Below are 22,516 nucleotides of genomic sequence, written 5' to 3'. Positions count from 1 at the left end.
TATAAATTAATGTTTAATTCTATCTTTGCACGTGTTTTTTATAAGGAATTAGCAGGAATTGTTTTAAAATTTTTGTAATCCTATTCTTAAAATTTATAAATACTAAGTGAATACAAAATCATATTTTTTTCAGTCTTTTGCCATTGTTGCGTTAGCATTCATAGCTTTTATAGGATTTAAACAAGTCTTACCGAATAAAATCTTTTCGGATAGTAAAATCGATTCTAAAAATGTACTTATTGATAGTTTGCTTCTGGAGTCGGTAGCAAATGATTCTTTATCGCTAAAAGGCGATAGCATTGCCGAAATTGAAAAACAGGAAGCACAGGAGAAAATTAATTTTGATGCTTCTGAAGGTATCGAATTTCCTTCTGAAACTTTTGACAACTACAAAGGATACCAATACCTGATTTCATTTTATGAAAAATTATATCAATTAGAAAATAATCCGCAAGCCAAAGTAAGGATCGCATATTATGGAGATTCTATGACCGATGGCGATTTAATTGTTCAGGACGTTCGTACAAATTATCAACAGCGTTTTGGCGGAAATGGCGTTGGTTTTGTTTCCATAACTTCAGAATCTGCGGCATCAAGAGGTTCAGTAAAATCTTCGTATTCTAAAAACTGGAAAACACAATCGTATCTAAACGTAAAAAGACCAACAAATCCTTTTGGTGTAAACGGACACGTTTTCTATGCAAATGACACCAAAAATCAAACCTGGGTTCAATACGAAGCCGGACTTAATAAATTCTCAACTTCGCTGGATAATCCAACCTTGTTTTATGGAAAATCCCATAGAAAAGGGAATGTTAATTTTATTATTGGAAAGGACACACTTCGAAAAAATCTTAATCCGAATAATTTAGTAAATACCATAAAAGTAGCTTCGGGAAGTATTAAAGCATTTAAAGCAAATTTTGTACAAGCCGATTCAATTCCAATTTATGGCTTTAATTTCGATAACGGAATTGGAGTTCACGTAGATAACTTCTCACAAAGAGGGAATTCAGGTTTACCTATTTCTATTTTTGATGCCGGAGTTATGCAATCATTTAATAATACGTTGAAATACGATCTTATTATTTTGCATTACGGAACCAATGTTTTAAATTACGGTACCAAAAATTACTTTTGGTACGAAAAAGGCATGAAAAAAGTAGTAAATAAAATCAGGGAATCTTTTCCGGGTGTTTCTATTTTGATTGTTTCAACCGCTGATAAATCGACCAAATATGATTTAGAAATGAAAACCGATTCAGCCGTAGTTCCATTAATGAAAGCTCAAAAAAGATATGCTTTAGAAACAGAATCCGGATTTGTGAATTTATATACTTTAATGGGCGGAGACGGATCTATGGTAAAATGGGTCGACGAAGCTCCGGCAAGAGCCAATAAAGATTACACGCATTTTAATCAGCGTGGAGCAAAAGCTATAGGTAATTTATTGTATGATCAATTGAATAAAGGATACGAACAATATAAAGTGCTGCGTGAAAAGCGAGATGTTGTTGCAGATAAACCCAGAACAGTCAGAAAAGCGAAAGCAGATTCTGTTACTGTCAAAAATGATAGTCTAAATGAATAAACTTATTATTTTCTTTTGTTGTCTTTTCTTCTCAACAAATGACAAAACGCAAAAGTCAGTCTCACATCCAATAACTAAAAATATGATTAGTAAAATAGACAGTACAACAGCTGAAATTTATACGGGCAATCACATTTATAATGAGAAAGTTTTAGAAAGTGTTTTTAAGAAATTTAAAGAAAACGAAAGTCAAAATAATCAGAAAATAAATATTGTACATATTGGCGATTCTCACATTCAGGGAGATTTAATGACCAATAAAATTCGTAAAATATTGCAACAACAATTCGGGAACGCTGGTCGTGGTCTTGTTTTTCCGTATCAATTAGCCAAAACAAACGGTTCTTATAACGAACGATTTTATTCAAACAGAACATGGGAAAGCTATCGAAACATCCATCCTTTCAAAAGTGTTCCGATTGGTTTAAGCGGAATTGGACTTTGGAGGGACAACGGAGGTTTTGCAGTACAATTGAACGTTAAAGATCCGGCATACAAGTTTAATTCAATCCATATTATTACACCTCAAAATCAGGATATGTTTGATTTGGCTATTTCAGCCCAAACTAATATTACAGAAGGAACAGAGCGAAAAATAATAAAACATAAAATTAAAAAAGGAGAAGCAATCTCTGTAATTGCCGATAAATACAATATTTCAGTTGCCGAAATAAAAAGAGAAAACAATCTGAAATCTAATAATATTCGTGCGGGAAGAACATTGAAAATCTTAACACACGAAACAAAACCAAAAATTATTAAAAGTTCAGAATTTGTTCCCTTAAATCTTGAATCTGATGCGTTTTCACATTATTACAAATCAGAAAAAGCATTAGATAAAATTTATTTAGTTCCGAATAAAAGTGCCTCAAAATATGAACTTAACGGACTTGTTTTAGAAAAAGATGCTGCCGGTTTAATTTATAGCAGTATTGGAGTAAATGGTGCAAAGTTCTCTGATTATAATAAATATCCATTATTTTTTGAGCAGTTAAAAGCGCTGCATCCTGATGTATTGATTTTTTCATTAGGAACAAATGAAAGTTATGATCACATGGAAGCTTCATCTTATATAAGAGAATTACGTGAGTTTATAAAAAACATAAAAGCGCAAAACAGCAATGTTTCGGTAATTGTGATGACCCCACCGCCATCTTTGCTTAAAGGAAGAAAACCTAACGTGTATGTTCGTGATTATGCAAGAAGAATTAATGAAATTGCAGAAACAGATGGTTTTGCAGTTTGGGATTTATATGATGAGTTTGGAGGATTAGAAGGAATTCGAAATCTAAAAGCAGAAAAATTAATAGGTCCTGATTGGGTTCATTATTCTAAAAAAGGATACGAAAAACAAGGAAAATTGTTTACAGAAGCATTTTTAAAAGCATACGATAATTTTAAATTTAAGAAATAAGTTGATAGCAAGTAATAGCATAAATAATTGGTTTGTTCAAAATTTTGGTACCATAACATTAGAACAAGTCAAAAGTTGGTTCGTTTATAATCCCGACGAAAAATTATTATTCAATACAGGACTATTTCTTGGATTGTTTTTGGTGTTCTATTTTGTATACGCCTTTTTACGTAAAACATTTTATTTACGATTAACGTATGTAATTCTGTTCTCGCTTTTCTTTTATTATAAGTCAAGCGGAATTTACTTTTTACTTTTATTGCTTTCTTCAGTAGTCGATTATGGCTTAAGCCAGATCATTTACAAAGAAACCAAAGTAAATACCAAGAAAATATATTTAGTTATAAGTGTAATCCTGAATTTGGGATTATTAGGCTATTTTAAATACATGAACTTTATGATTGTAACATACAATGATATGTTCAATGGTCATTTCCAGCTTCATAATATTTTTCTTCCTGTCGGAATATCGTTTTATACTTTTCAGTCGATGAGTTATATTATCGAGATTTATCGTGAAGAAATTAAACCAACAAAAAACTATATCGAATATTTATTTTTCGTTTCGTTTTTCCCGCAATTAGTTGCCGGACCAATTGTACGCGCAAAAGATTTCCTGCCGCAGATTTATCAAAAATTAAACCTTACCAAACAAGATGTAAACAATGCATTGTTTCTGATTATTGGTGGATTAATCAAGAAAACAGTAATATCAAATTATATTTCTATAAACTTTGTAGATCGTGTTTTTGATACGCCGATGAATTATACATCATTCGAAAATTTAATGGCGTCTTACGGATATGCAATTCAGATTTATTGTGACTTTTCTGGATATTCAGATATGGCAATCGGAATCGCTTTGTTACTTGGATTTAAATTACCGGCCAACTTTAGAACGCCGTATAAATCTGTTTCGATTACTGATTTCTGGAGAAGATGGCATATTTCGTTATCAACCTGGTTAAAAGACTTTTTATATATTTCTATTGGAGGAAACAGAGAAGGAACATTCGCAGGATTTTTATTTCCGAGTTTATTTTTCTTCGGATTATTGCTTTGGGGAATTTCAAACGTGAATGTTAGTTTTATTCCATTGGCAATCGCAATTGGCGCAATCGCACTTTTTTGTTTGACATTTTTACTTTCAAATAAAAAAAATCAAACGCTGGTAACCAATTTCAATTTGTTTACAACAATGCTTTTAGGAGGATTGTGGCACGGAGCCGGAGCACAGTTTATTATCTGGGGAGCTTTGCACGGATTGGCGTTGGCGGTTCATAAAATCTTCATGGAATTTTTTCCTTCCAAAAAAGAAGGTTCTAATTTCTTATGGAAATTCTTTTCAATAGTAATCACGTTTCATTTCGTTGTTTTCTGTTGGATCTTTTTCCGCGCCAGAGATTTCGAAACAGCGTTGCAGGTAATTAATAATATAGGGCAATTAACATTCGAACCGGAACAATGGAAAGTCATCGTTTTAGGATATAAAAATGTATTCTTATTAATGCTGTTTGGTTACGTTTGGCATTTCTTGCCGGAAGTGATTACAGATAAAATGAAGTTCGTTTTTGATAAAACACCATTATTAGCAAAAGCAATAATCCTGGGATTTGTTTATTGGATAGTTTACGCAACAGCAGTTGCAGGTTCACAGCCTTTTATTTATTTCCAGTTCTAAAAATATTGCCACAAAGGCACAAAAGCGCAAAGATTTATTTCTTTGCGCTTTTTTTGTTTCTCGCAGATTTAGCAGATTTAATAGATTTTTTCATGCTTAACCTAAAAAAATATCTGCCTAATCTGCTAAATCTGCGAGAAACTTTTTTTAATATTTGGCTTTAAACTTTGTGTCTTTGCATGAAAAAAAAACTTCGCGCATTTTGCAGTTAAGTAACACAACGCAAATAATAAACTTTGTGCCTTAGTGTCTTCGTGGCAAAATTGCGCATAAATAAAAATTGCCTGAAATATCTAATTAGATTATCTTTGCACTTCAAATAAAGAAAATAGTATGTTTGATAATTTAAGTGATAAGTTAGATAAAGCCTTCCATATATTAAAAGGGCACGGTAAAATTACAGAAGTAAACGTTGCCGATACCTTAAAAGAAGTTCGTCGTGCCTTGCTTGATGCCGATGTTAACTTTAAAATTGCTAAAGATTTTACAACCAAAGTAAAAGAAAAAGCAATTGGTCAGGACGTTTTAACTACGCTTCAGCCAGGACAATTATTGGTGAAGCTGGTAAAAGATGAGTTGACAGAATTAATGGGTGGCGATGTTGCAGGAATTAATCTTTCTGGAACTCCTTCAGTTATTTTAATGTCAGGATTGCAAGGTTCTGGTAAAACAACTTTCTCAGGAAAATTAGCCAACTTTTTAAAGACTAAGAAAAATAAAAAACCACTTCTTGTAGCGTGTGATATCTACCGTCCTGCGGCGATTAATCAGTTGCATGTTGTTGGAGATCAAATTGGTGTAGAGGTTTACTCAGAACCAGAAAATAAAAATCCTGTAGAAATTGCTCAAAACGCGATTAAACATGCAAAAGCAAACGGTTTTAATGTCGTAATTGTCGATACAGCCGGACGTTTAGCAGTAGATCAGGAAATGATGGATGAAATTGCACGTGTTCACAAAGCAATTCAGCCACAGGAAACATTGTTCGTTGTTGATGCAATGACAGGACAAGATGCTGTAAACACAGCAAAAGCTTTCAACGATATCTTAAACTTTGATGGAGTTATCTTAACGAAATTAGATGGAGATACACGTGGTGGAGCTGCAATTTCGATTAAATCGGTTGTAAATAAACCAATCAAATTTGTTGGTACAGGAGAGAAAATGGAAGCAATTGATGTTTTCTATCCAGATCGTATGGCGGAGCGTATCTTAGGTATGGGAGACGTTGTGTCACTTGTAGAAAGAGCGCAGGAACAATTTGATGAAGAAGAAGCAAGAAAACTTCAAAAGAAAATTGCTAAAAACGAATTCGGTTTTGATGATTTCTTAACGCAAATTCAACAAGTAAAGAAAATGGGTAATATGAAAGACTTGGTTGGAATGATACCAGGAGCTTCAAAAGCCATGAAAGATGTAGAAATAGAAGATGATGCCTTTAAACATATAGAAGCAATCATTCACTCGATGACACCAATCGAAAGAAGCAAACCTGCCATAATCGACGTAAAAAGGAAAGCCAGAATCGCTAAAGGTTCAGGAACCAAAGTCGAGCAAGTAAATCAGTTAATGAAGCAGTTTGACCAAATGAGCAAAATGATGAAGATGATGCAAGGTCCGGGCGGAAAAAACCTGATGAAAATGATGGGCGGCATGAAAGGAATGCCAGGCGGAATGCCGAGATAATAAAATTAAAAGTTTCAAGTTTCAGGTTTCAAGTTATGAGGCTGAAATTTGGAACTTTTTTAATATAATAAATATGAGTTTCACATTTAACGTGAAACATGAAACTTTAAACCTGAAATAAAAACAATGCAACTACTAGACGGTAAAAAAACAGCTGAAGACATTAAAAACGAAATCGCAGCCGAAGTTCAATCGATAAAAAATGCTGGAGGAAAAGTGCCTCATTTAGCAGCAGTTATCGTAGGAACAAACGGAGCAAGTTTAACTTACGTAGGAAGTAAAGTAAAATCTTGTCAGCAAATTGGCTTTGATTCAACTTTAGTAAGTTTACCGGAAGATATTACCGAAGAAGCGTTGTTAGCTAAAATTAAGGAATTAAACGAAGATGATGATCTTGACGGATACATCGTTCAGTTGCCTTTACCAAAACACATCGACGAACAAAAAATATTATTAGCAATTGATCCTGATAAAGATGTTGATGGTTTTCACCCAACAAACTTTGGAAGAATGGCACTTGAAATGGAAAGTTTTATTCCGGCAACACCATTTGGAATTATGGAATTGTTAGAACGTTACAAAGTAGAAACTGCCGGAAAACATACCGTAGTAATTGGAAGAAGCCATATTGTAGGCCGACCAATGAGTATCTTGATGAGCCGCAAAGGAAATCCGGGAGATTCGACAGTTACACTAACACATAGTCGTACTAAAAACTTAGCAGAATTCACTAAAAATGCAGATATTATTATTACAGCTTTAGGAGTTCCTGAATTTTTAAAAGCCGATATGGTAAAAGAAGGAGTAACGGTTATCGACGTTGGAATTACTCGCGTAGATGACGCATCAAATCCAAAAGGATATGTTATAAAAGGTGACGTAGATTTTGACGGAGTAAGTAAAAAAGCATCATTCATAACGCCAGTTCCTGGTGGAGTAGGACCAATGACAATTGCAATGTTACTTAAAAACACGCTTTTGGCCCGCAAAATGAGAAGCGCCAGAAAATAAGACAAAAAAGAATATACAATACAGAAAAGTCCATCTAACTAAAGATGGGCTTTTTGGTTTTACAAAGCGATATAAAAACATTCAGAATTTGAAATGAAAACATTTTATAAAAGTAATAACGGATTATTTGAAATTCCTGAATGGAGTTCGAACAGCTGGATTAACATAGAATCACCAACTGTAGAAGAAAAAAAATATTTATTAGAAGAACTTCAAATTCCTGAAGCTTTTTATAATGATATTGAAGATATCGACGAAAGACCTCGTATCGAAACTGAAGATGGCTGGACATTAGTAGTTTTACGTGTTCCGGTAAAAAGAGATGATATAAAATTACCATTTCAAACCATACCTTTAGGATTCGTTTTCAAAGACGATATAAAAGTGACAATCAGCTTTTATAAAACTGAAATTATCTGTGACCTTGTGCGTTATTCACAAAAAAAACATATCCAAATCAATGATAATTTTTGTTTAGTTTTAAGACTTTTGCTCTCGTCAAGCGTTTGGTATTTGAAATATCTTAAACAAATCAATCAAAAAATTAAAGTAGCAGAAGATAATTTAGAAAAATCAATTAAAAATGAAGAACTGCAAACATTGCTTCAAATTGAGAAATGTCTTGTCTTTTTTATAACCTCTTTAAAAGGGAATGATGTTTTATTTCATCGCATTAAAAACTTAAAAATACAAACACAAAACTACGACACAGATTTGGTCGAAGATGTCGAAATTGAGTTAAGTCAGGCGCAAGATACGGCAAACATTTACAGTGATATTTTGACAAGAATGGTTGATTCCTACGCTTCTGTAATTTCCAACAACATGAATAATATCATGAAACAAATGACTTCGATCTCGATTATTTTGATGATTCCAACATTAATTGCCAGTTTATATGGTATGAATGTTCCAAATGGTCTCGAAGAAATTAAATACGGAATTTGGATTCTTCTTTCAGTTTCAATCATACTTTCGGCCGTTGGTGTATTTCTTTTTAAACGAAGAAGATGGTTTTAAATCCAAAACAAAACATAAATAAAAGCCTGTTCATTACGAATAGGCTTTTTCGTTTTATAATCTGGGCGTGACCTTATTTGCAAAAGGCGCTATTTAACAAACCGCTTATTCGCGCCTTTCGCAAATACGGTCGGGCTATCCGCGCTACTTCGGTAGCTTATTCCTATCCCTCACGCAATCCGTGGTTAATAAAACGTATTATTCCTGCAATCCCGAAGCTTCGGGACAAAACCTTGCAGAAATATTTTCAGCATCAAAAAAATAAAAGGTAATTTTTATTTGTCAATTCAAAATAAAGAATAACTTTGTACTTCAAAGTACTTTAATTATGAATCAGAAGCATCAGGAAGATTTAGCACACATTCGCTCAATGATGGAGCGTTCTTCAAGATTTATATCGTTAAGCGGACTTTCAGGAGTTTTCGCTGGTTTATCGGCATTAATTGGCGGATTGTATGTTTATCAGTTGTTTAAAGCAAATGGACTTGAATACTTTGATGGAGAGCACAAATTATATTCAGTAAATCTTGTTTCAGAATTATTCTGGACAGGAGCAGTAATTTTGCTGTTCGCACTTACATTCGGAATCCTTTTTACGATTAGAAAAAGCAAAAAATATAATTTGCCAATTTGGACAACTGCAACAAAAAAAATGTTGTTCAATTTAGCCGTTCCGCTTCTTGCCGGAGGTATATTTTGTCTGGCACTTCTATATCATCAGATATATGTTTTAGTTGCACCAACAACTTTAATATTTTATGGTTTAGCGTTGATTAATGCAGAAAAATATACTTTTTCTGATGTCAAATATTTAGGGTTTAGCGAACTCATTTTAGGATTTATTTCTCTTTTTTATATTGGATATGGTTTAGTTTTTTGGATAATAGGCTTTGGTATTTTGCATATCTTGTACGGATTAGTGATGTTCAAAAAATATAAATAAACCAATGGGAATCATTGATAAACTAAATAAAGATTTTGAAAGCCGTGTCAGATTGGGAATTATGTCCATTCTGATGGTCAATGACTGGGTAGATTTTACCGAGATGAAAACACTCTTAAATATCACCGATGGCAATTTAGCAAGTCATTCCTCGGCACTTGAAAAATCTGAATATATTGAAGTAAAAAAAGAATTCGTAGGCAAAAAACCTAAAACATCTTACAGAGTGACCAATAGAGGACGCGCGGCCTTTAATGAACACTTATCGAGTCTTGAAAAATTAATGAAATCTAACAAGTAAAATTTTTTTACCCAAATACTTTGAAAAGCAAAGTACTTTTAAATTTAAAATCATGAAAAAACATCATTTTATTCTGGCATGCAGTTTAGTATTTACGCTGCTTTTTTACAAAGAGTTAATAGGAGTAAACCTCGCTATTTTTGGATTGGTCATAACAGGCTTAATCTGTTATTTTTTTCAGGATCGGTTTATCGACCGCACACATTTGATTTTGGTTGTAACATCGGTCTTATCTTGCTTTGCTTTTGCCTGGTATGGCGATTTTGCTTCGTTTCTGGCATTAGCAATGTCAGTTCTCTTTTTGCAATTTAAAACGCAGGATTTTAAGCTCAAAATCATACAAATCTTTCCACTGGTATTCTTAAACGGAATAACTTCATTAGGACGCGTTTTTATGTTCGATCAATGGCTTCCGGAACAGAAAATCAGCAGTGACTTTACGAAAAAACTGGTAGCATATTTTATCATTCCCACAGTATTTCTACTATTGTTTTTTATAGTGTATTCTTTTGGAAGTGATCATTTTTCATCTCTGTTTACAGATTATACTTTAGATATTGATATTTTACAATTGTTATTGATAAGTGTTTTAGGCTTTTATATTTCTTTCAGCTTCTGGAATTATTGGGTTCCTGATGTTTGTTACGACAAAAATGAATTGCTGGATAATGATTTCAAAAATGCAGATGAAGTTAAAAATCAAAATACATTTTCATTTCTTGATCTGCACTTCGAAAGAAAAAGCGGCGAGATTACTTTATTACTATTAAATTTCATGCTCCTGGTTTTTATAGTAACGTACAATTACGAACAGTTTTTTGAAGTAGTTACAGCGCAGGCTTCTAAACTTAGTGCTGATACACACGAAAGAGTAAATTCAGTAATTTTTTCTACACTTATGGCAGTTGGCGTAATCTTGTTTTATTTTAAAGGAGGATTTAATTTTGATCAAAAAGCAACAACACTTAAAAAGTTAGCTAAAATATGGATCTTCTTAAATGGTATTTTAATTGTAAGCACAATCATTAAAAATTCAGAATACGTTTCTTTTTTCGGATTAACCTATAAACGACTTGGAGTTTATGCTTTTTTAACTTTGGCAATTATTGGTTTAGTGCATGCATTCTTAAAAATTACCAGACAAAAAACAAATGCATATCTCTTTAACCAAATGATCTGGTATTTTTACGGAACCGTTCTTTTGTGCAGTTTTGTCAATTGGGGAGATTTAATTACAAAATATAATATCTCTGTAAATAAAGGTTTAGAACCAAAATTTCTAAGCGGATTAAATTTTAATGATGAAGCACGTCGGGAATACTTGTTACGTCATAATCTTGACGGAAAAGACATAGAAATTTCAAGAGAAAAAGAAATTGAAGAATATAAAAATCAAACGATTTTATCTAAGGTTTTATATTACGAATATGTAAATGATAAAAAATAATAATAGAATCCCATTCAATCATGAATGGGATTTTTTGTTGGTTTTACTGTATTGTAGGTCAATTTTTATTAAAGGTTTAAATGGCTAATTGTTAATTAATATACTTATTACAAAGAGGTAAAACTTATTAAGAAATTGTTTACTATATTTGATTCTTGAAAATTTAAAATTTTCTATGTTTTTAAATGAATAAAGTGAGATTTTTCTTAAAAACATAATTAATTATTTAAGTCTAACCTAATAACAACAAAACCCATGACAAACATTACCCTAGTATCGCCTCTTGAAAAAATTTACCCTCCAGGTGAATGTATGCTACCTGAAAGCACAAGTAAAATAACAAAACAAAAGGCTATAAGTTTTCCAGAGAATGAATCAAAAATTCCTTTTGCTCCAATTGTTCAAGCTACATTATTGAAGGATGGAACATTTCAAGTTAGGGCAGTTTTTTTGGTTGCTCGTAAACCGAAAGGACAAAAAGAAGATGAAGCCAATACAGAAGATGAATTAGTATTTGAGATTTATCAAAATTGGTATGTAGATATTGATGGAAAGCGCCAGCTGCAGTTTTTTATAGCTTATGATATACTGGATGATCCAGAAAAATATTTTGATGTTTATGAAGCAAGTTTTAAAGCTAATCCATACCCTTATGGAAAAGATACATTTGCTGATATAAAAACAATACAAACTTTTCTTTGGGATATTGATCCACAAACATCACGAGGAACTGAGACAACTGTTCAAGTAGGAGGTTAATATTTTAAGAAAGTTATAAAGCTGTATATATAAACCATTTATATATACAGCTTTTATGATTGTTAATTTGTTATTAATTATGAAAAAATGATGAGAATTAAATTGTTTAATACTTTGATATTATTTCTTTCCTGTTTTATTTTATTCTCTCAAGAACAATCTCACATAGACCAATTATTAGAATCTACAATAAAAAAAGCAGCTATAAAGCATAAAGAAAATATCAACTTTAATAAAACAGTAACTTTTTTTGTAGAAAAAAAATGGGATTCAACGATTGTTTATTCTATGAAAACCCTAAGCGTTAATAAAAACCCAGAAATTGTAGATTATTGTAGATATTGTAGAGGATTCAGTTTTAGGAATAAAAAACTTTATAACGAAGCTAAAAAAGAGTTTAATAATATTTCTGCTTCTTTTTTATTTTATTATAAAGTTAAGGTTAATTTAGGTGAAATAGCATTAGAACAAAAAGAGTTTGAAACTGCTTTGAATTATTTTAAAGAAGTTCAGAAACTGCCTTATAAGACAGGATACGAACTTAAAAACAGTATAATATTACATAATATTGGAATATGTTATTTACACCTTAAAAAGTTTAGTGAGGCGGAAGAATATTTGTTTAGAAGTTCTAAAATACAAGAAAAGCAAAAAGATTCTTTATTGCTTATTGGTTCGTATATGGATCTCGCAAATTTGTATTATGAACAATATAAAGACAATCAAGCAATTCCGTATTTTGAAAAAGCATACCATTTGTCAAAAATGGTAAATTCATTTGATTTAAAAAGAGCCGCAGCCGTAAATATGGCCGCAGTTGAAGAAAATAGAAAAAATTTTCCTTTAGCCTTAACATATAGAAAAGAATTTGAACAATGGAAAGATTCTTTAAATGATCAAAACAAAGTCTGGGCAATTGCCGAAGTAGAAAAGAAATTTGCTGTCAAGCAGAAACAAAAAGAAGTCGATGTTCTTGCAGCCGAGAATAAACTAAAAGCGGCTGAAAGAAATGGTTTTATTATTTCGTCAGTTTTATTACTAATCTTGTTTGGTGCAGGCGTTTATTTTTACCGCCAAAAGATTAGAAATAATAAAATTATTCTGGCTCAGAAAAATGAGCTGGACGAACTGAATGCTACTAAAGATAAATTGTTCTCGATAGTAAGTCACGATTTACGTTCTTCGGTAAATGCTTTAAAAACAAGTAACGGTAAATTGATAGAGAATTTAAAAAGTAAAAATTTCTCAGAACTCGATGTACTGCTTCATAACAATAGTGATATAGCCAACGGAGCTTATAACCTTTTAGATAATTTGCTTAATTGGGCTTTGTTGCAAACCAAACAAGCTTATTTTTATCAGGAATCGCTTCATTTGTCTTCGATTGTGCAACATGTAGAATATAATTATAAACCATTGATGTTAAACAAAAACATCAATTATAAAAACAATGTTGCAGCTTCTGATTATGTATTTGCCGACATGGATTCTCTTAAAATTATAATCAGGAATCTATTAGATAACGCCATTAAATTCTCTCAGGAAAACGGAACAATTTCTATTTATACCAGACCTTCGTCAGACGATTTTTGTTTTTTAGTAATCGAAGACACCGGATCAGGAATGAATGCAGCAACAAAAAAAGAACTATTAAAAGAGACGGTTTTGCTTTCGAAAAAGAAGAACGACGAAAACATAGGAACAGGATTAGGAATGCAATTGTGCAAAAGCATGATTCATAAAAACGGCGGTAAACTCGATATAGAGAGTGAAGAGAATGTGGGGACAAAAATAATTATTGCATTACAAAAGATTAAAAACAATGGATAATATAAATGTACTTATTATCGAGGATACTGCCAGCGAAGGCGATGCGCTCGTAAAAGTGCTTACCGAAAACAATTATAATATTGTTGGAATTGCTCCGACATATAATGAAGCTTTAAAACTATTTTATCAAAATAACATTGATATTGTAGTTATTGATGTTTTTTTAGACGGAAAACCAGACGGAATTACTTTTGCAGAAACCATAAATATTGTTCCAAACAGCGTAAAACCTTTTGTTTTTTTAACCAGTTCAAAAGACCGTCAAATTTTTGAAAGAGCAAAACTGACGAAACCTTTCAGCTTTTTGCTTAAACCGTTTAATGAGCTTGAAATTTTGTACGCGCTCGAAATGGCCGTAGAAAAGTTTTATGATCAAACAAACGTTTTTCATAGCGAAGATCAAAACACGGTTGTAAGTAACGATTCGCTTTTTATCAAAAAGAATAAAGCATTAAAGAAAGTTAAAATTGAAGATATTGTTTACATCGAAGTCGAAGATCGTTATTGCAATATCATAACCGAGGTTGAAAAGTTTGTAATCTTAATATCATTAACCAAAATTATTCAGCTTCTCGATGCAAGTAAATTTTGCCAGACACATCGAAACTATATTGTTAACTTAAGTAAAATAGAAGAAATAATTGTCAATGATAACCTTGTAATTTTAAAAGGAAATCACAAAGTAACCTTAAGTGATAAATACAAAGACTTTGTAAAAAACTTTCGCATATTAAGATAGTCTTTTACTCGTTTTTTCAATCAATAAAAAAGCCTCAAATTTTAATATTTGAGGCTTTTTTATTGATTCATAAGTTTCTAATAATCTCCTTTTTTCTTAAATCTTGGATCGTCTTTCGATATAAATTCTGTTCTTCGTTTTGTTCCTGTTGCTGTTGGAGTTTTTGTTTCTACCTTTGGTAAACTTGCTTCCTCAGTTTTGCTCGAAGGTTCAATTAAATGATTTAATTCTTTAATTTCATCATCGGTCAAATCACGATAACGACCAACCGGAACATCCAATGAAATATTGATAATTCGAATACGTTTCAAAGCCGTTACATCATAACCCAAATATTCTGTCATACGACGAATTTGGCGATTTAAACCTTGCGTAAGAATAATTTTAAAAGTGAATTTACTAATCTGTTCTACTTTACATTTTCTAGTAACCGTATCCAAAATCGGAACACCATTTCCCATTCGTTGTATAAAACGTTCTGTAATAGGTTTGTTAACAGTAACCGTATATTCTTTTTCGTGGTTGTTTCTGGCGCGCAAAATCTTGTTTACGATATCACCATCATTTGTCATGAAAATTAATCCTTCACTGGCTTTATCCAATCTTCCAATCGGGAAAATACGTTTTGGGTAATTAATATAATCCACAATATTATTTCGAACCTCTAAATTAGTCGTACATTCAATTCCAACAGGTTTGTTGAAAGCTAAATACACCATTTTTTCGTGTTTCTCCACAATCAACTTTCCGTCAATACGCACTTCATCATCTGGCGAAACCTTCGTTCCCATTTCAGGCACAACACCATTTATTGTTACGCGTCCTTCTTCAATCAATTTATCGGCTTCACGACGAGAACAATACCCGGTTTCTCCAATAAATTTATTCAGACGTTTTAAATTCTCTTCCATACTGCAAAAGTAGTTAAAATTTAGACTTCTCAGATCTTTAGATTTTAGACTTCTTAGATTTTAGGAATTTCACACCGCTTTGTTCCTTTGAACCTCTGCACCTTTGAACCTTAATTATGAAATCCAGAACTATCCAAAGGCGTCTCCTTTCGATCAAACATTCCATAATCACGAACGACATTCGCAATTCTTAAATGATAATCCTTAAAAATTTCATTTCTGCCTTTTGATTGCGCGTGACGATGCATTTCGAGATTTCGCCATTGTTGAATGCTTTCTTCATCTTTCCAAAAAGATAGAGACAAAACTTTTTCAGGATCGCTAAAACTCTGAAAACGTTCTATAGAAATAAAACCTTCAATATTATTTAATTCAGGTCGCAAATTGGCAGCGATATCCAGATATTCTTCTTTTTTTCCTTGGTTTGGAATGACTTCAAAAATTACAGCTATCATAGTTTTGTGTTTTAATTATTGTATTGAGATCCAGATGTTTTTAGGCAATCTGGCATTAATCATAGGTTCGTATTGAATATTATTTTCTAAAAGTTCTATCGTTTTGTATGCATCAAATAAAAACCATAAAGCTTCAGTAGTTAAATGAATCGAGAAATGCTTCGCCAGACACATATGACCACCAATTCCAAAAGTTAAATTCTGAGCATTGTTGCTTCTTTCAATATCAAATTTCCCGGCGTTTTCAAATTTTTCAGGATCACGATTTGCAGATGCAAGCACAATTAAAATAGGATCATTTTTTTTAATAAGGCTTTCGCCGATGTAAAAGTCTTCGGCAGCAATTCTTCTTGTATTATGAATTGGCGGATCAAATCGTAAAGTTTCAATAACGGAGTTTTGAATTTCTACTTTATTCGAAAAGCTTTTGTTGTTCAGAATCTGTAATAAAGAATTACTCAAAATCCCTCTTCCGGCATCAAAACTCTGAATAAACAATCCGATTAAATTACTAATAAATATTGTTTTTATTTCGTCAGACGAAAATGAATCTGATTCGGATATTTTATTTAATACATTTAAAGATAGAAGCTGCTTTTGGGTAATTGTAAAGATTTCTTCTGAAATTTGATTAATGCATTTTACTTGTTCTTCTGTTTTATTCGGAAGCATTATTTTGACAAAATCTTCTATTTTCTGCAGAATAAAAGCACAATCATTTTCTTCAAAGCCAAAGCTTTTTAAAACAACTAAAACCGGCAATTTTTTACAAACCGAATTTACCCAATCGATTTTATTTTCAATAAGATTATCTTGTATCAATTGAGAAATGATTTTGCTGATTTCAACCGATTTCATATTTGAGAATAACAACGTCGCAATTTCTTTTGAAATTTCATGTTGAATTCCATTCGATAAACGGGTTAAATTAGTTAGAATATCTAATGCATGTTTATTCAGTTTTTGTTCGTTGTTTGGATTAATTGCTGGAATCTCAGTTTTTATATTTTTCAAAATAGAAACACAATCTTCATAACAATATATTGCCCATATTTTATTAGTTTCATCCCAATAAACAGGATTTTTTTCTAACATGGTTTTATATACCAAATAAGGATCGATAGCATCAGATTGCAGGAATAAAGTAGAGGTCATATAGATTATTTTTAGCAAAGTTATTTAACTTTACAAAGCAATACTTCATTCTACATTTAACTATAAATACCCAAATGGAAGATCAATTTGTAAAAACGGCAACATTAATTGGCGACCCAACGCGCGCTTCAATTTTGTGGACATTGTTAGACGGAAGAGCTTTTACAGCAACAGAACTTGCTGTTGTTGCTCAGACATCTCCGCAAAGCATAAGTATGCATTTAGGAAAACTTCTTGATGCTGATTTGCTTTCTGTCGAAAAACAAGGACGCCATAAATATTACAGATTTTCGAACAAAGAAGTTGCGTATGCAGTTGAAGCAATGGCAAATCTGGTTCCGAAACATGAAATTTCTTCCATTAAGAAAACCGAAAATTATCCTCCAATAAAATTTTGCAGAACTTGTTATGATCATTTGGCCGGAAAAATTGGTGTTGCTTTGACAGATAGTTTATTAGAGCAAAAAATAATTGTAGAAAATAAAAATACTTTTGAAATAAGCCCTGAAGGCAAAAAATGGTTTTCAGATTTTGGAATCGATATAACAGAAGCTCAAAAGCAAAAAAGAATATTCTTAAAACCTTGTCTTGACTGGAGCGAAAGAAGAAATCATATTGCAGGTTCGGTAGGTGCATTACTTTTAAATAAAATGATAAAAGAAGACTGGCTCAGAAAAACCAAAAACTCAAGAGCAATAACAATTACCGGAAAAGGTGAAAAAGAATTATTGAAGTATTTTAAAATTGTTATTTAAACTTCTTAGAATTTTCTACAATCTTATCATCCTGAGGAACGAAGGATGGCACTAGAAGCCCCGTGCAGAAAGTCACCAATCTTTGTCGAGTTACGCGTGTGATCCTTCGTTCCTCAGGATGACAAAATAAAAAAAACCTTTGTTCCTTTGAGCCTCTGCCTCTTTGAACCTTTTTTAAGAAGCAAACAAAAACTCAATAACCTTCTGATACAATTCATCATCATGCATTCCGTGGCCTAAACCTTTAGTTTCGATAAACTGGCTGTTTTTCCAATTGCTGGCAATTTTCTTTCCTTCTTCAAAAGCAACAACATTATCAGCTGTGTCGTGCGCAATAAAACCGGCTACATCAAATTGTGATGCAAATTTTTGTCCGGAGAAATCTTCTAATTTAAAATTGAAACGTGTTAAAAAACGACTTTCTAAAAGTGAAAACATTTTGGTATTTAAACTTAACATCGAAACATAATTGTCAATCAAAGTCTTTAAATCTGACGGCGCTCCTAAAATCACCATTTTGTTAATACTGGTATTCGGAAATAAATATTGATGATAAACGCAGGCTGCGCCACCAATCGAATGCCCAATAATAATAGTTGGCTGATATTTTTCTACGGCTTTATTGATGAATTCAGCATAAAGCGGAATATTGAATTCCTTCCCGCTGCTTTGTCCGTGAGCCGGCGCATCAATAGCAATAATGGTACTTCCGGATTTTTGTAGATGAGGTAATGTTTTTTTCCAGCGCGAAGCATTGCTTTCCCAGCCGTGAACGAGTAAAATTTTGGTTTCGTTTCCTTTCCAGACGTATGTTTGAAAATGATGTTCGTTGTGGTGAAACGTTTCTGTTTCTGTATTTCTTAGTATTTTAGGCAAGCTGTCTTTTTGAAGTCTTCCAACTCTGGGCTGGCTAAATAGTGCGTAAGAAAGTGCTACAGCTTTTTGTGGGCGAATATAACTTAAGAAGTTAATATATTGTCCAACTGATTTTAATGTAATGAAACGAATTCCTTTTTTAATTCCCAAAACTTAAATTTTTTCTAAAGATAAAAAATATGATTTTAAACTTGGTGAAAAAATTTTTGCCACAGATTAAAAAAGATTTATAAAGGATTTTATCTTCCAACCGAGATCTTAAATCTGTGGCAAAAATAACTATAAAAAAAAAGTCCCGATTAAATCGGGACTCGTATTATTTAGAATTTAGAGAACAATTGTTCCATTTTTTCTTTTTCTTCTTCAGCCAATGCGCTGTCAACTAAAATTCTTCCAGAGTGCTCATCAGTAATGATTTTCTTTCTAGAAGCGATTTCAACCTGAGTTTGTGGTGGAATAGTGAAGAATGATCCTGCAGAAGCTCCTCTTTCGATAGAAACAACCGCTAAACCGTTACGTACACTACTTCTGATTCTGTTGTAAGCCGCTAATAATCTTTCTTCGATCTGACCTGAATATTCAGCAGATTTCTCAGATAAGAAGATTTCTTCTTTTTGAGTCTCAGACATAATCGCATCTAATTCAGATTTTTTATGTTTTAAATGAGAACTTTTAGCGTCAAGTTTTTCTTTTAAATTAGAAATAACTTCTTTTTTATGTTCGATAGAAGCTTTCATTTCTTTGATTTGCTTTTCAGCCAATTGAATTTCTAATTCTTGAAATTCAACCTCTTTAGTCAAAGAATTAAATTCTCTGTTATTACGAACTGATTCTTGTTGTTTTGTGTATTTTTTGATAACCTCTTTGTGCTCATCAATCGCATTTTTCTTCGATTTGATAAGATCCTCAATCACTTCAAGTTCACTTTTCAGTTTCTCTGAACGAGTGCTCAAACCTGCAACTTCATCTTCTAAATCTTCAACCTCTAAAGGAAGTTCTCCTCTTACGTTTCTGATTTCGTCAATTCTAGAGTCAATAAGCTGTAAATCGTATATTGCTCTTAACTTGTCCTCAACACTTAATTCTTTCGTATTCGCCATATTCTATAAGTACTTAACTGGATTTGTATTTTCTTCTGATAAAATGATTGCAAAATTAAGGATTTTTTTTCGAAGATAATCAACAATATAGTTTTTTGTATAGCGTTCACTCTCAAAATGACCAATATCTGCTAAAAGTAACTTGTTTTCGGCTTCATAAAACTGATGGTATTTTAAATCGGCTGTCAAAAAAGCATCGGCTCCGGCCATAATTGCATTTTTTATGGCAAAACTTCCCGAACCTCCCAAAACAGCTACTTTCTTGATTTTTTTGCCTGTAAAGGCAGAATGACGAATTCCGTCAGCAATCATTTTATCTTTTACGAAATATAAAAAGTCTTTTTCATCCATTTCAGTTTCAAATTCTCCAACCATTCCCAAACCAATATTTTGATGCTGGTTTTGTAAATCGTAAATTTCATAAGCTACTTCTTCATAAATATGATTCGTAAAAAGGGCTTTTAGAATTCTGGACTGCAAATGTTTTTCAAATGTAACTTCAATTTTTATTTCTTCGGTTTCAGTCAATTCATGGCGTTCTCCAATAACCGGATTACTTTCAGAATTCCCTTTGTATGTTCCAATTCCGTTAGAGTTAAAACTGCAATTCTCATAATTTCCAATTGTTCCCGCGCCAGCATCAAACAAAGCCTGACGTACTTTTTGAGCGTTTTCAGGAACTGTATAAGTAACCAATTTTTGAATGAAATTCTGTTTTGGAATTAAAACCTTTGTATTTATTAATCCTAAAGCATCACAAAATATTTTATTAACGCCTGCAAAATGATTGTCTAAAGCAGTGTGAACAGCATAAATAGCAATGTCATTTTTGATGGCTTTTAGAATCGCACGTTCGACATAATTTTTACCCGTAATTTTTTTAATTCCAGAGAATAAAATCGGGTGGAAGCAAACAACCAAATTGCAGTTTTTTGCAATGGCTTCTTCGATTACACTTTCTAAAGCATCGTGACAAACCAAAACCCCAGTACTTTCCGTTTCGGCATTTCCAACTAAAAGTCCAACATTGTCAAAATCTTCGGCGTAAGCCAAAGGAGCCATTTCTTCGAGGATTGCTAATATATTTGATATTTTCATTTTTTATGTTTGTTTCAAGTTTCAGGTTTTATTCGTTTCAAGTTTTATGTTGCAGGGAAAACTTGAAACCTGAAATAAATTCATAAAACAAATTAACGAAAAATATTATGTTTTATTTAATTTCCAGAATTCGTTCTCATTTATATTATATATACGAATGATATGTATTTTGTATATTTGTAATTCTAAATCTAAAGTCATGACTACGATAAAAATTAATGAACGCACCAAAACGGGAAAAGCATTTATGGAAATGTTTGAAGCTTTTTTTAGAGGTGTGGAAGGTATTGAAATTGTTGAAACAGATGATTATGGGCAAGTTAACGAAGAAAGAAGTATATATACTTCTGAATTTGTTGAAAAAATGAAAAAGGCAGAAGAAAATATTAAAAATGGCGAAACTACAACGCTGAATCCAGATGATATATGGGGAAGTTTAGGGTTGAAGTAACTAAGGTCGCAAATCAGGATATTGAAAAACATAAAAAATCAGGAAATAAAACTTCTATTAAAAATATTGCTAAAATCTTAATTGATCTTTCAGAAAATCCATATGAAGGTTTTGAAAATCCAGAACCGCTGAAATATGAATACTCTGGATTGTGGTCAAGACGCATTAATCAAAAAGACAGGCTAATTTATCGGGTAGAAGATGAAATTGTAACCGTTTTTGTAGTTTCAGCAATGGGGCATTATTCTGATAAATAAATCTATGAATCTACTTCGAAAAATACTTTTCCCATTCGCCATCTTGTATGGATTTATTACTTCAATCAGAAATTATCTTTTTGATAAAGGAGTTCTGAAATCTAGTTCATTTGATATTCCGGTTATTGCCGTTGGAAATTTAAGCGTGGGCGGAACCGGGAAAACACCTCAAATAGAATATTTAATTCGATTATTATCTGATAAATATAAAATTGCGACTTTAAGCCGCGGTTACAAGCGTAAATCTGAAGGTTTTGTTTTGGCAGATTCAACTTCAAATGCCGAAATTTTAGGTGATGAACCTTTTCAGTTTTATCAAAAATTCCCAAATATTCAGGTTGCTGTTGATGCAAACAGAACGAACGGAATTACACAACTACTTTCTCAAAAGGAAAAACCTGAGATTGTTTTGTTAGATGATGCGTATCAACACCGAAAAGTAGAAGCAGGTTTTTATATTTTATTGACTTCTTATGGAGATTTGTATGCTGATGATTTTATGCTGCCAACCGGGAATTTGCGTGAAAGCAGAAGCGGGGCAAATAGGGCAAAAATTGTAATTGTAACGAAATGCCCGAAAAATTTATCAGATCAGGAACAAAATGAAATTCGGTTGAAATTGAAGCTAACTTGTTCACAGCAAATCTTTTTTACTTTTATAGATTATGATAATGAAATTTATAGTAAAGATGAAAAAATAACGGTTTCTGAAATTAAAAATGAACCGAAATTACTTTTGGCGGGAATTGCAAAACCTAAACCATTTTTTGATTATTTAAACAATGAAAATGATGAATGCTTAACGTATCCGGATCATCATCATTTTTCTGAGGGAGATTTAGATGAGGTTCAGAAAAAAGCCGAAAACAAAAAAATCATTACAACAGAGAAAGATTACGTTAGACTTAAAGACTCTAAACTGGTTTCACAATTGTATTACTTGCCTATAAAAAGTACGTTTATCAATAACAAACAAAATTTTGATGCAACGATTTTAGAATACATCAAAACAAACTCAGCAACTTAGTATCTCAGA

General features: G+C 32.2%; 22 protein-coding genes. 16 read left to right on the top strand and 6 right to left on the bottom strand.

Features of this window, described 5'->3' with window-relative positions; genetic code table 11:
* The first annotated feature begins 106 nt into the window (after positions 1-106).
* From GKZ86_RS22915 to GKZ86_RS22860, 12 genes are all read left to right on the top strand, one after another.
* On the top strand, positions 107-1,591 hold the full coding sequence (locus GKZ86_RS22915; RefSeq protein WP_194632530.1) for an SGNH/GDSL hydrolase family protein: 1,485 nt from the start codon (positions 107-109) through the stop codon (positions 1,589-1,591).
* 82 nt (positions 1,592-1,673) lie between these two features.
* The gene (locus GKZ86_RS22910; RefSeq protein WP_228526587.1) at positions 1,674-3,005 is read left to right on the top strand and encodes a GDSL-type esterase/lipase family protein; all 1,332 of its coding nucleotides are present in this window, start codon (positions 1,674-1,676) and stop codon (positions 3,003-3,005) included.
* A 1-nt stretch (position 3,006) separates the two neighbouring features.
* Positions 3,007-4,686 (top strand): MBOAT family protein, encoded by a 1,680-nt coding sequence (locus GKZ86_RS22905; RefSeq protein WP_154785366.1) that lies wholly within the window; start codon positions 3,007-3,009, stop codon positions 4,684-4,686.
* A 333-nt stretch (positions 4,687-5,019) separates the two neighbouring features.
* Complete coding sequence (gene ffh, locus GKZ86_RS22900; protein WP_042565987.1) at positions 5,020-6,372, top strand: signal recognition particle protein; 1,353 nt, start codon at positions 5,020-5,022, stop codon at positions 6,370-6,372.
* Positions 6,373-6,498: 126 nt separating this feature from the next.
* Positions 6,499-7,383 carry a bifunctional 5,10-methylenetetrahydrofolate dehydrogenase/5,10-methenyltetrahydrofolate cyclohydrolase gene (locus GKZ86_RS22895; RefSeq protein ID WP_154785365.1) on the top strand — a complete coding sequence of 295 codons (885 nt, stop codon included), beginning with the start codon at positions 6,499-6,501 and terminating at the stop codon, positions 7,381-7,383.
* A 93-nt stretch (positions 7,384-7,476) separates the two neighbouring features.
* Positions 7,477-8,403 (top strand): magnesium transporter CorA family protein, encoded by a 927-nt coding sequence (locus GKZ86_RS22890; protein WP_154785364.1) that lies wholly within the window; start codon positions 7,477-7,479, stop codon positions 8,401-8,403.
* A gap of 328 nt (positions 8,404-8,731) precedes the next feature.
* On the top strand, positions 8,732-9,346 hold the full coding sequence (locus GKZ86_RS22885) for a hypothetical protein (protein WP_154785363.1): 615 nt from the start codon (positions 8,732-8,734) through the stop codon (positions 9,344-9,346).
* A 4-nt stretch (positions 9,347-9,350) separates the two neighbouring features.
* Positions 9,351-9,647: a transcriptional regulator gene (locus GKZ86_RS22880; protein WP_133507876.1), complete on the top strand. Its 297-nt coding sequence runs from the start codon at positions 9,351-9,353 to the stop codon at positions 9,645-9,647.
* A gap of 52 nt (positions 9,648-9,699) precedes the next feature.
* On the top strand, positions 9,700-11,094 hold the full coding sequence (locus GKZ86_RS22875; RefSeq protein ID WP_154785362.1) for a DUF4173 domain-containing protein: 1,395 nt from the start codon (positions 9,700-9,702) through the stop codon (positions 11,092-11,094).
* Positions 11,095-11,349: 255 nt separating this feature from the next.
* Positions 11,350-11,853, top strand: coding sequence for a hypothetical protein (locus GKZ86_RS22870; protein ID WP_154785361.1), 504 nt, complete (start codon positions 11,350-11,352; stop codon positions 11,851-11,853).
* Positions 11,854-11,940: 87 nt separating this feature from the next.
* Entirely contained in the window at positions 11,941-13,683 is a 1,743-nt protein-coding gene (locus GKZ86_RS22865; RefSeq protein WP_154785360.1) for an ATP-binding protein, read from the top strand.
* The gene (locus tag GKZ86_RS22860; RefSeq protein WP_154785359.1) at positions 13,676-14,422 is read left to right on the top strand and encodes a LytTR family DNA-binding domain-containing protein; all 747 of its coding nucleotides are present in this window, start codon (positions 13,676-13,678) and stop codon (positions 14,420-14,422) included. The genes GKZ86_RS22865 and GKZ86_RS22860 overlap by 8 nt, the downstream gene beginning before the upstream one ends.
* A gap of 77 nt (positions 14,423-14,499) precedes the next feature.
* Here the strand turns inward: GKZ86_RS22860 and rluF are convergent, their stop codons facing one another.
* The 3 genes from rluF to GKZ86_RS22845 form a co-directional block, all read right to left on the bottom strand.
* Complete coding sequence (gene rluF, locus GKZ86_RS22855; RefSeq protein WP_154785358.1) at positions 14,500-15,333, bottom strand: 23S rRNA pseudouridine(2604) synthase RluF; 834 nt, start codon at positions 15,331-15,333, stop codon at positions 14,500-14,502.
* 110 nt (positions 15,334-15,443) lie between these two features.
* Positions 15,444-15,788, bottom strand: coding sequence for an antibiotic biosynthesis monooxygenase (locus tag GKZ86_RS22850; protein ID WP_154785357.1), 345 nt, complete (start codon positions 15,786-15,788; stop codon positions 15,444-15,446).
* Positions 15,789-15,803: 15 nt separating this feature from the next.
* Positions 15,804-16,943, bottom strand: a complete 1,140-nt coding sequence (locus tag GKZ86_RS22845) for a cytochrome P450 (RefSeq protein WP_154785356.1) — start codon at positions 16,941-16,943, stop codon at positions 15,804-15,806.
* Positions 16,944-17,017: 74 nt separating this feature from the next.
* Between GKZ86_RS22845 and GKZ86_RS22840 the strand changes: the two genes are divergently transcribed.
* Positions 17,018-17,698 carry a helix-turn-helix transcriptional regulator gene (locus tag GKZ86_RS22840; RefSeq protein ID WP_154785355.1) on the top strand — a complete coding sequence of 227 codons (681 nt, stop codon included), beginning with the start codon at positions 17,018-17,020 and terminating at the stop codon, positions 17,696-17,698.
* Positions 17,699-17,872: 174 nt separating this feature from the next.
* Here the strand turns inward: GKZ86_RS22840 and GKZ86_RS22835 are convergent, their stop codons facing one another.
* The 3 genes from GKZ86_RS22835 to GKZ86_RS22825 all read right to left on the bottom strand — a co-directional run bounded on the left by GKZ86_RS22835 (position 17,873) and on the right by GKZ86_RS22825 (position 20,772).
* Entirely contained in the window at positions 17,873-18,724 is an 852-nt protein-coding gene (locus tag GKZ86_RS22835) for an alpha/beta fold hydrolase (RefSeq protein WP_154785354.1), read from the bottom strand.
* A 170-nt stretch (positions 18,725-18,894) separates the two neighbouring features.
* Positions 18,895-19,674 carry a zinc ribbon domain-containing protein gene (locus tag GKZ86_RS22830; protein WP_059114295.1) on the bottom strand — a complete coding sequence of 260 codons (780 nt, stop codon included), beginning with the start codon at positions 19,672-19,674 and terminating at the stop codon, positions 18,895-18,897.
* A gap of 3 nt (positions 19,675-19,677) precedes the next feature.
* Complete coding sequence (locus GKZ86_RS22825) at positions 19,678-20,772, bottom strand: Nif3-like dinuclear metal center hexameric protein (protein WP_154785353.1); 1,095 nt, start codon at positions 20,770-20,772, stop codon at positions 19,678-19,680.
* A 199-nt stretch (positions 20,773-20,971) separates the two neighbouring features.
* Between GKZ86_RS22825 and GKZ86_RS22820 the strand changes: the two genes are divergently transcribed.
* Genes GKZ86_RS22820 through lpxK form a run of 3 tightly spaced genes read left to right on the top strand, consistent with a single transcriptional unit; the run spans position 20,972 to position 22,507 of the window.
* Positions 20,972-21,223 (top strand): DUF2683 family protein, encoded by a 252-nt coding sequence (locus GKZ86_RS22820; protein ID WP_154785352.1) that lies wholly within the window; start codon positions 20,972-20,974, stop codon positions 21,221-21,223.
* On the top strand, positions 21,199-21,480 hold the full coding sequence (locus tag GKZ86_RS22815) for a Txe/YoeB family addiction module toxin (protein WP_154785351.1): 282 nt from the start codon (positions 21,199-21,201) through the stop codon (positions 21,478-21,480). The genes GKZ86_RS22820 and GKZ86_RS22815 overlap by 25 nt, the downstream gene beginning before the upstream one ends.
* A gap of 4 nt (positions 21,481-21,484) precedes the next feature.
* A complete protein-coding gene (lpxK, locus tag GKZ86_RS22810; RefSeq protein ID WP_154785350.1) occupies positions 21,485-22,507 on the top strand; it encodes a tetraacyldisaccharide 4'-kinase in 1,023 nt (340 codons plus the stop codon).
* Positions 22,508-22,516: the final 9 nt, after the last annotated feature.

The sequence above is a fragment of the Flavobacterium sp. LC2016-13 genome, assembly GCF_009707955.1.
Lineage (GTDB): Bacteria > Bacteroidota > Bacteroidia > Flavobacteriales > Flavobacteriaceae > Flavobacterium.
This window is presented reverse-complemented; position numbering and strand designations above follow the sequence as displayed.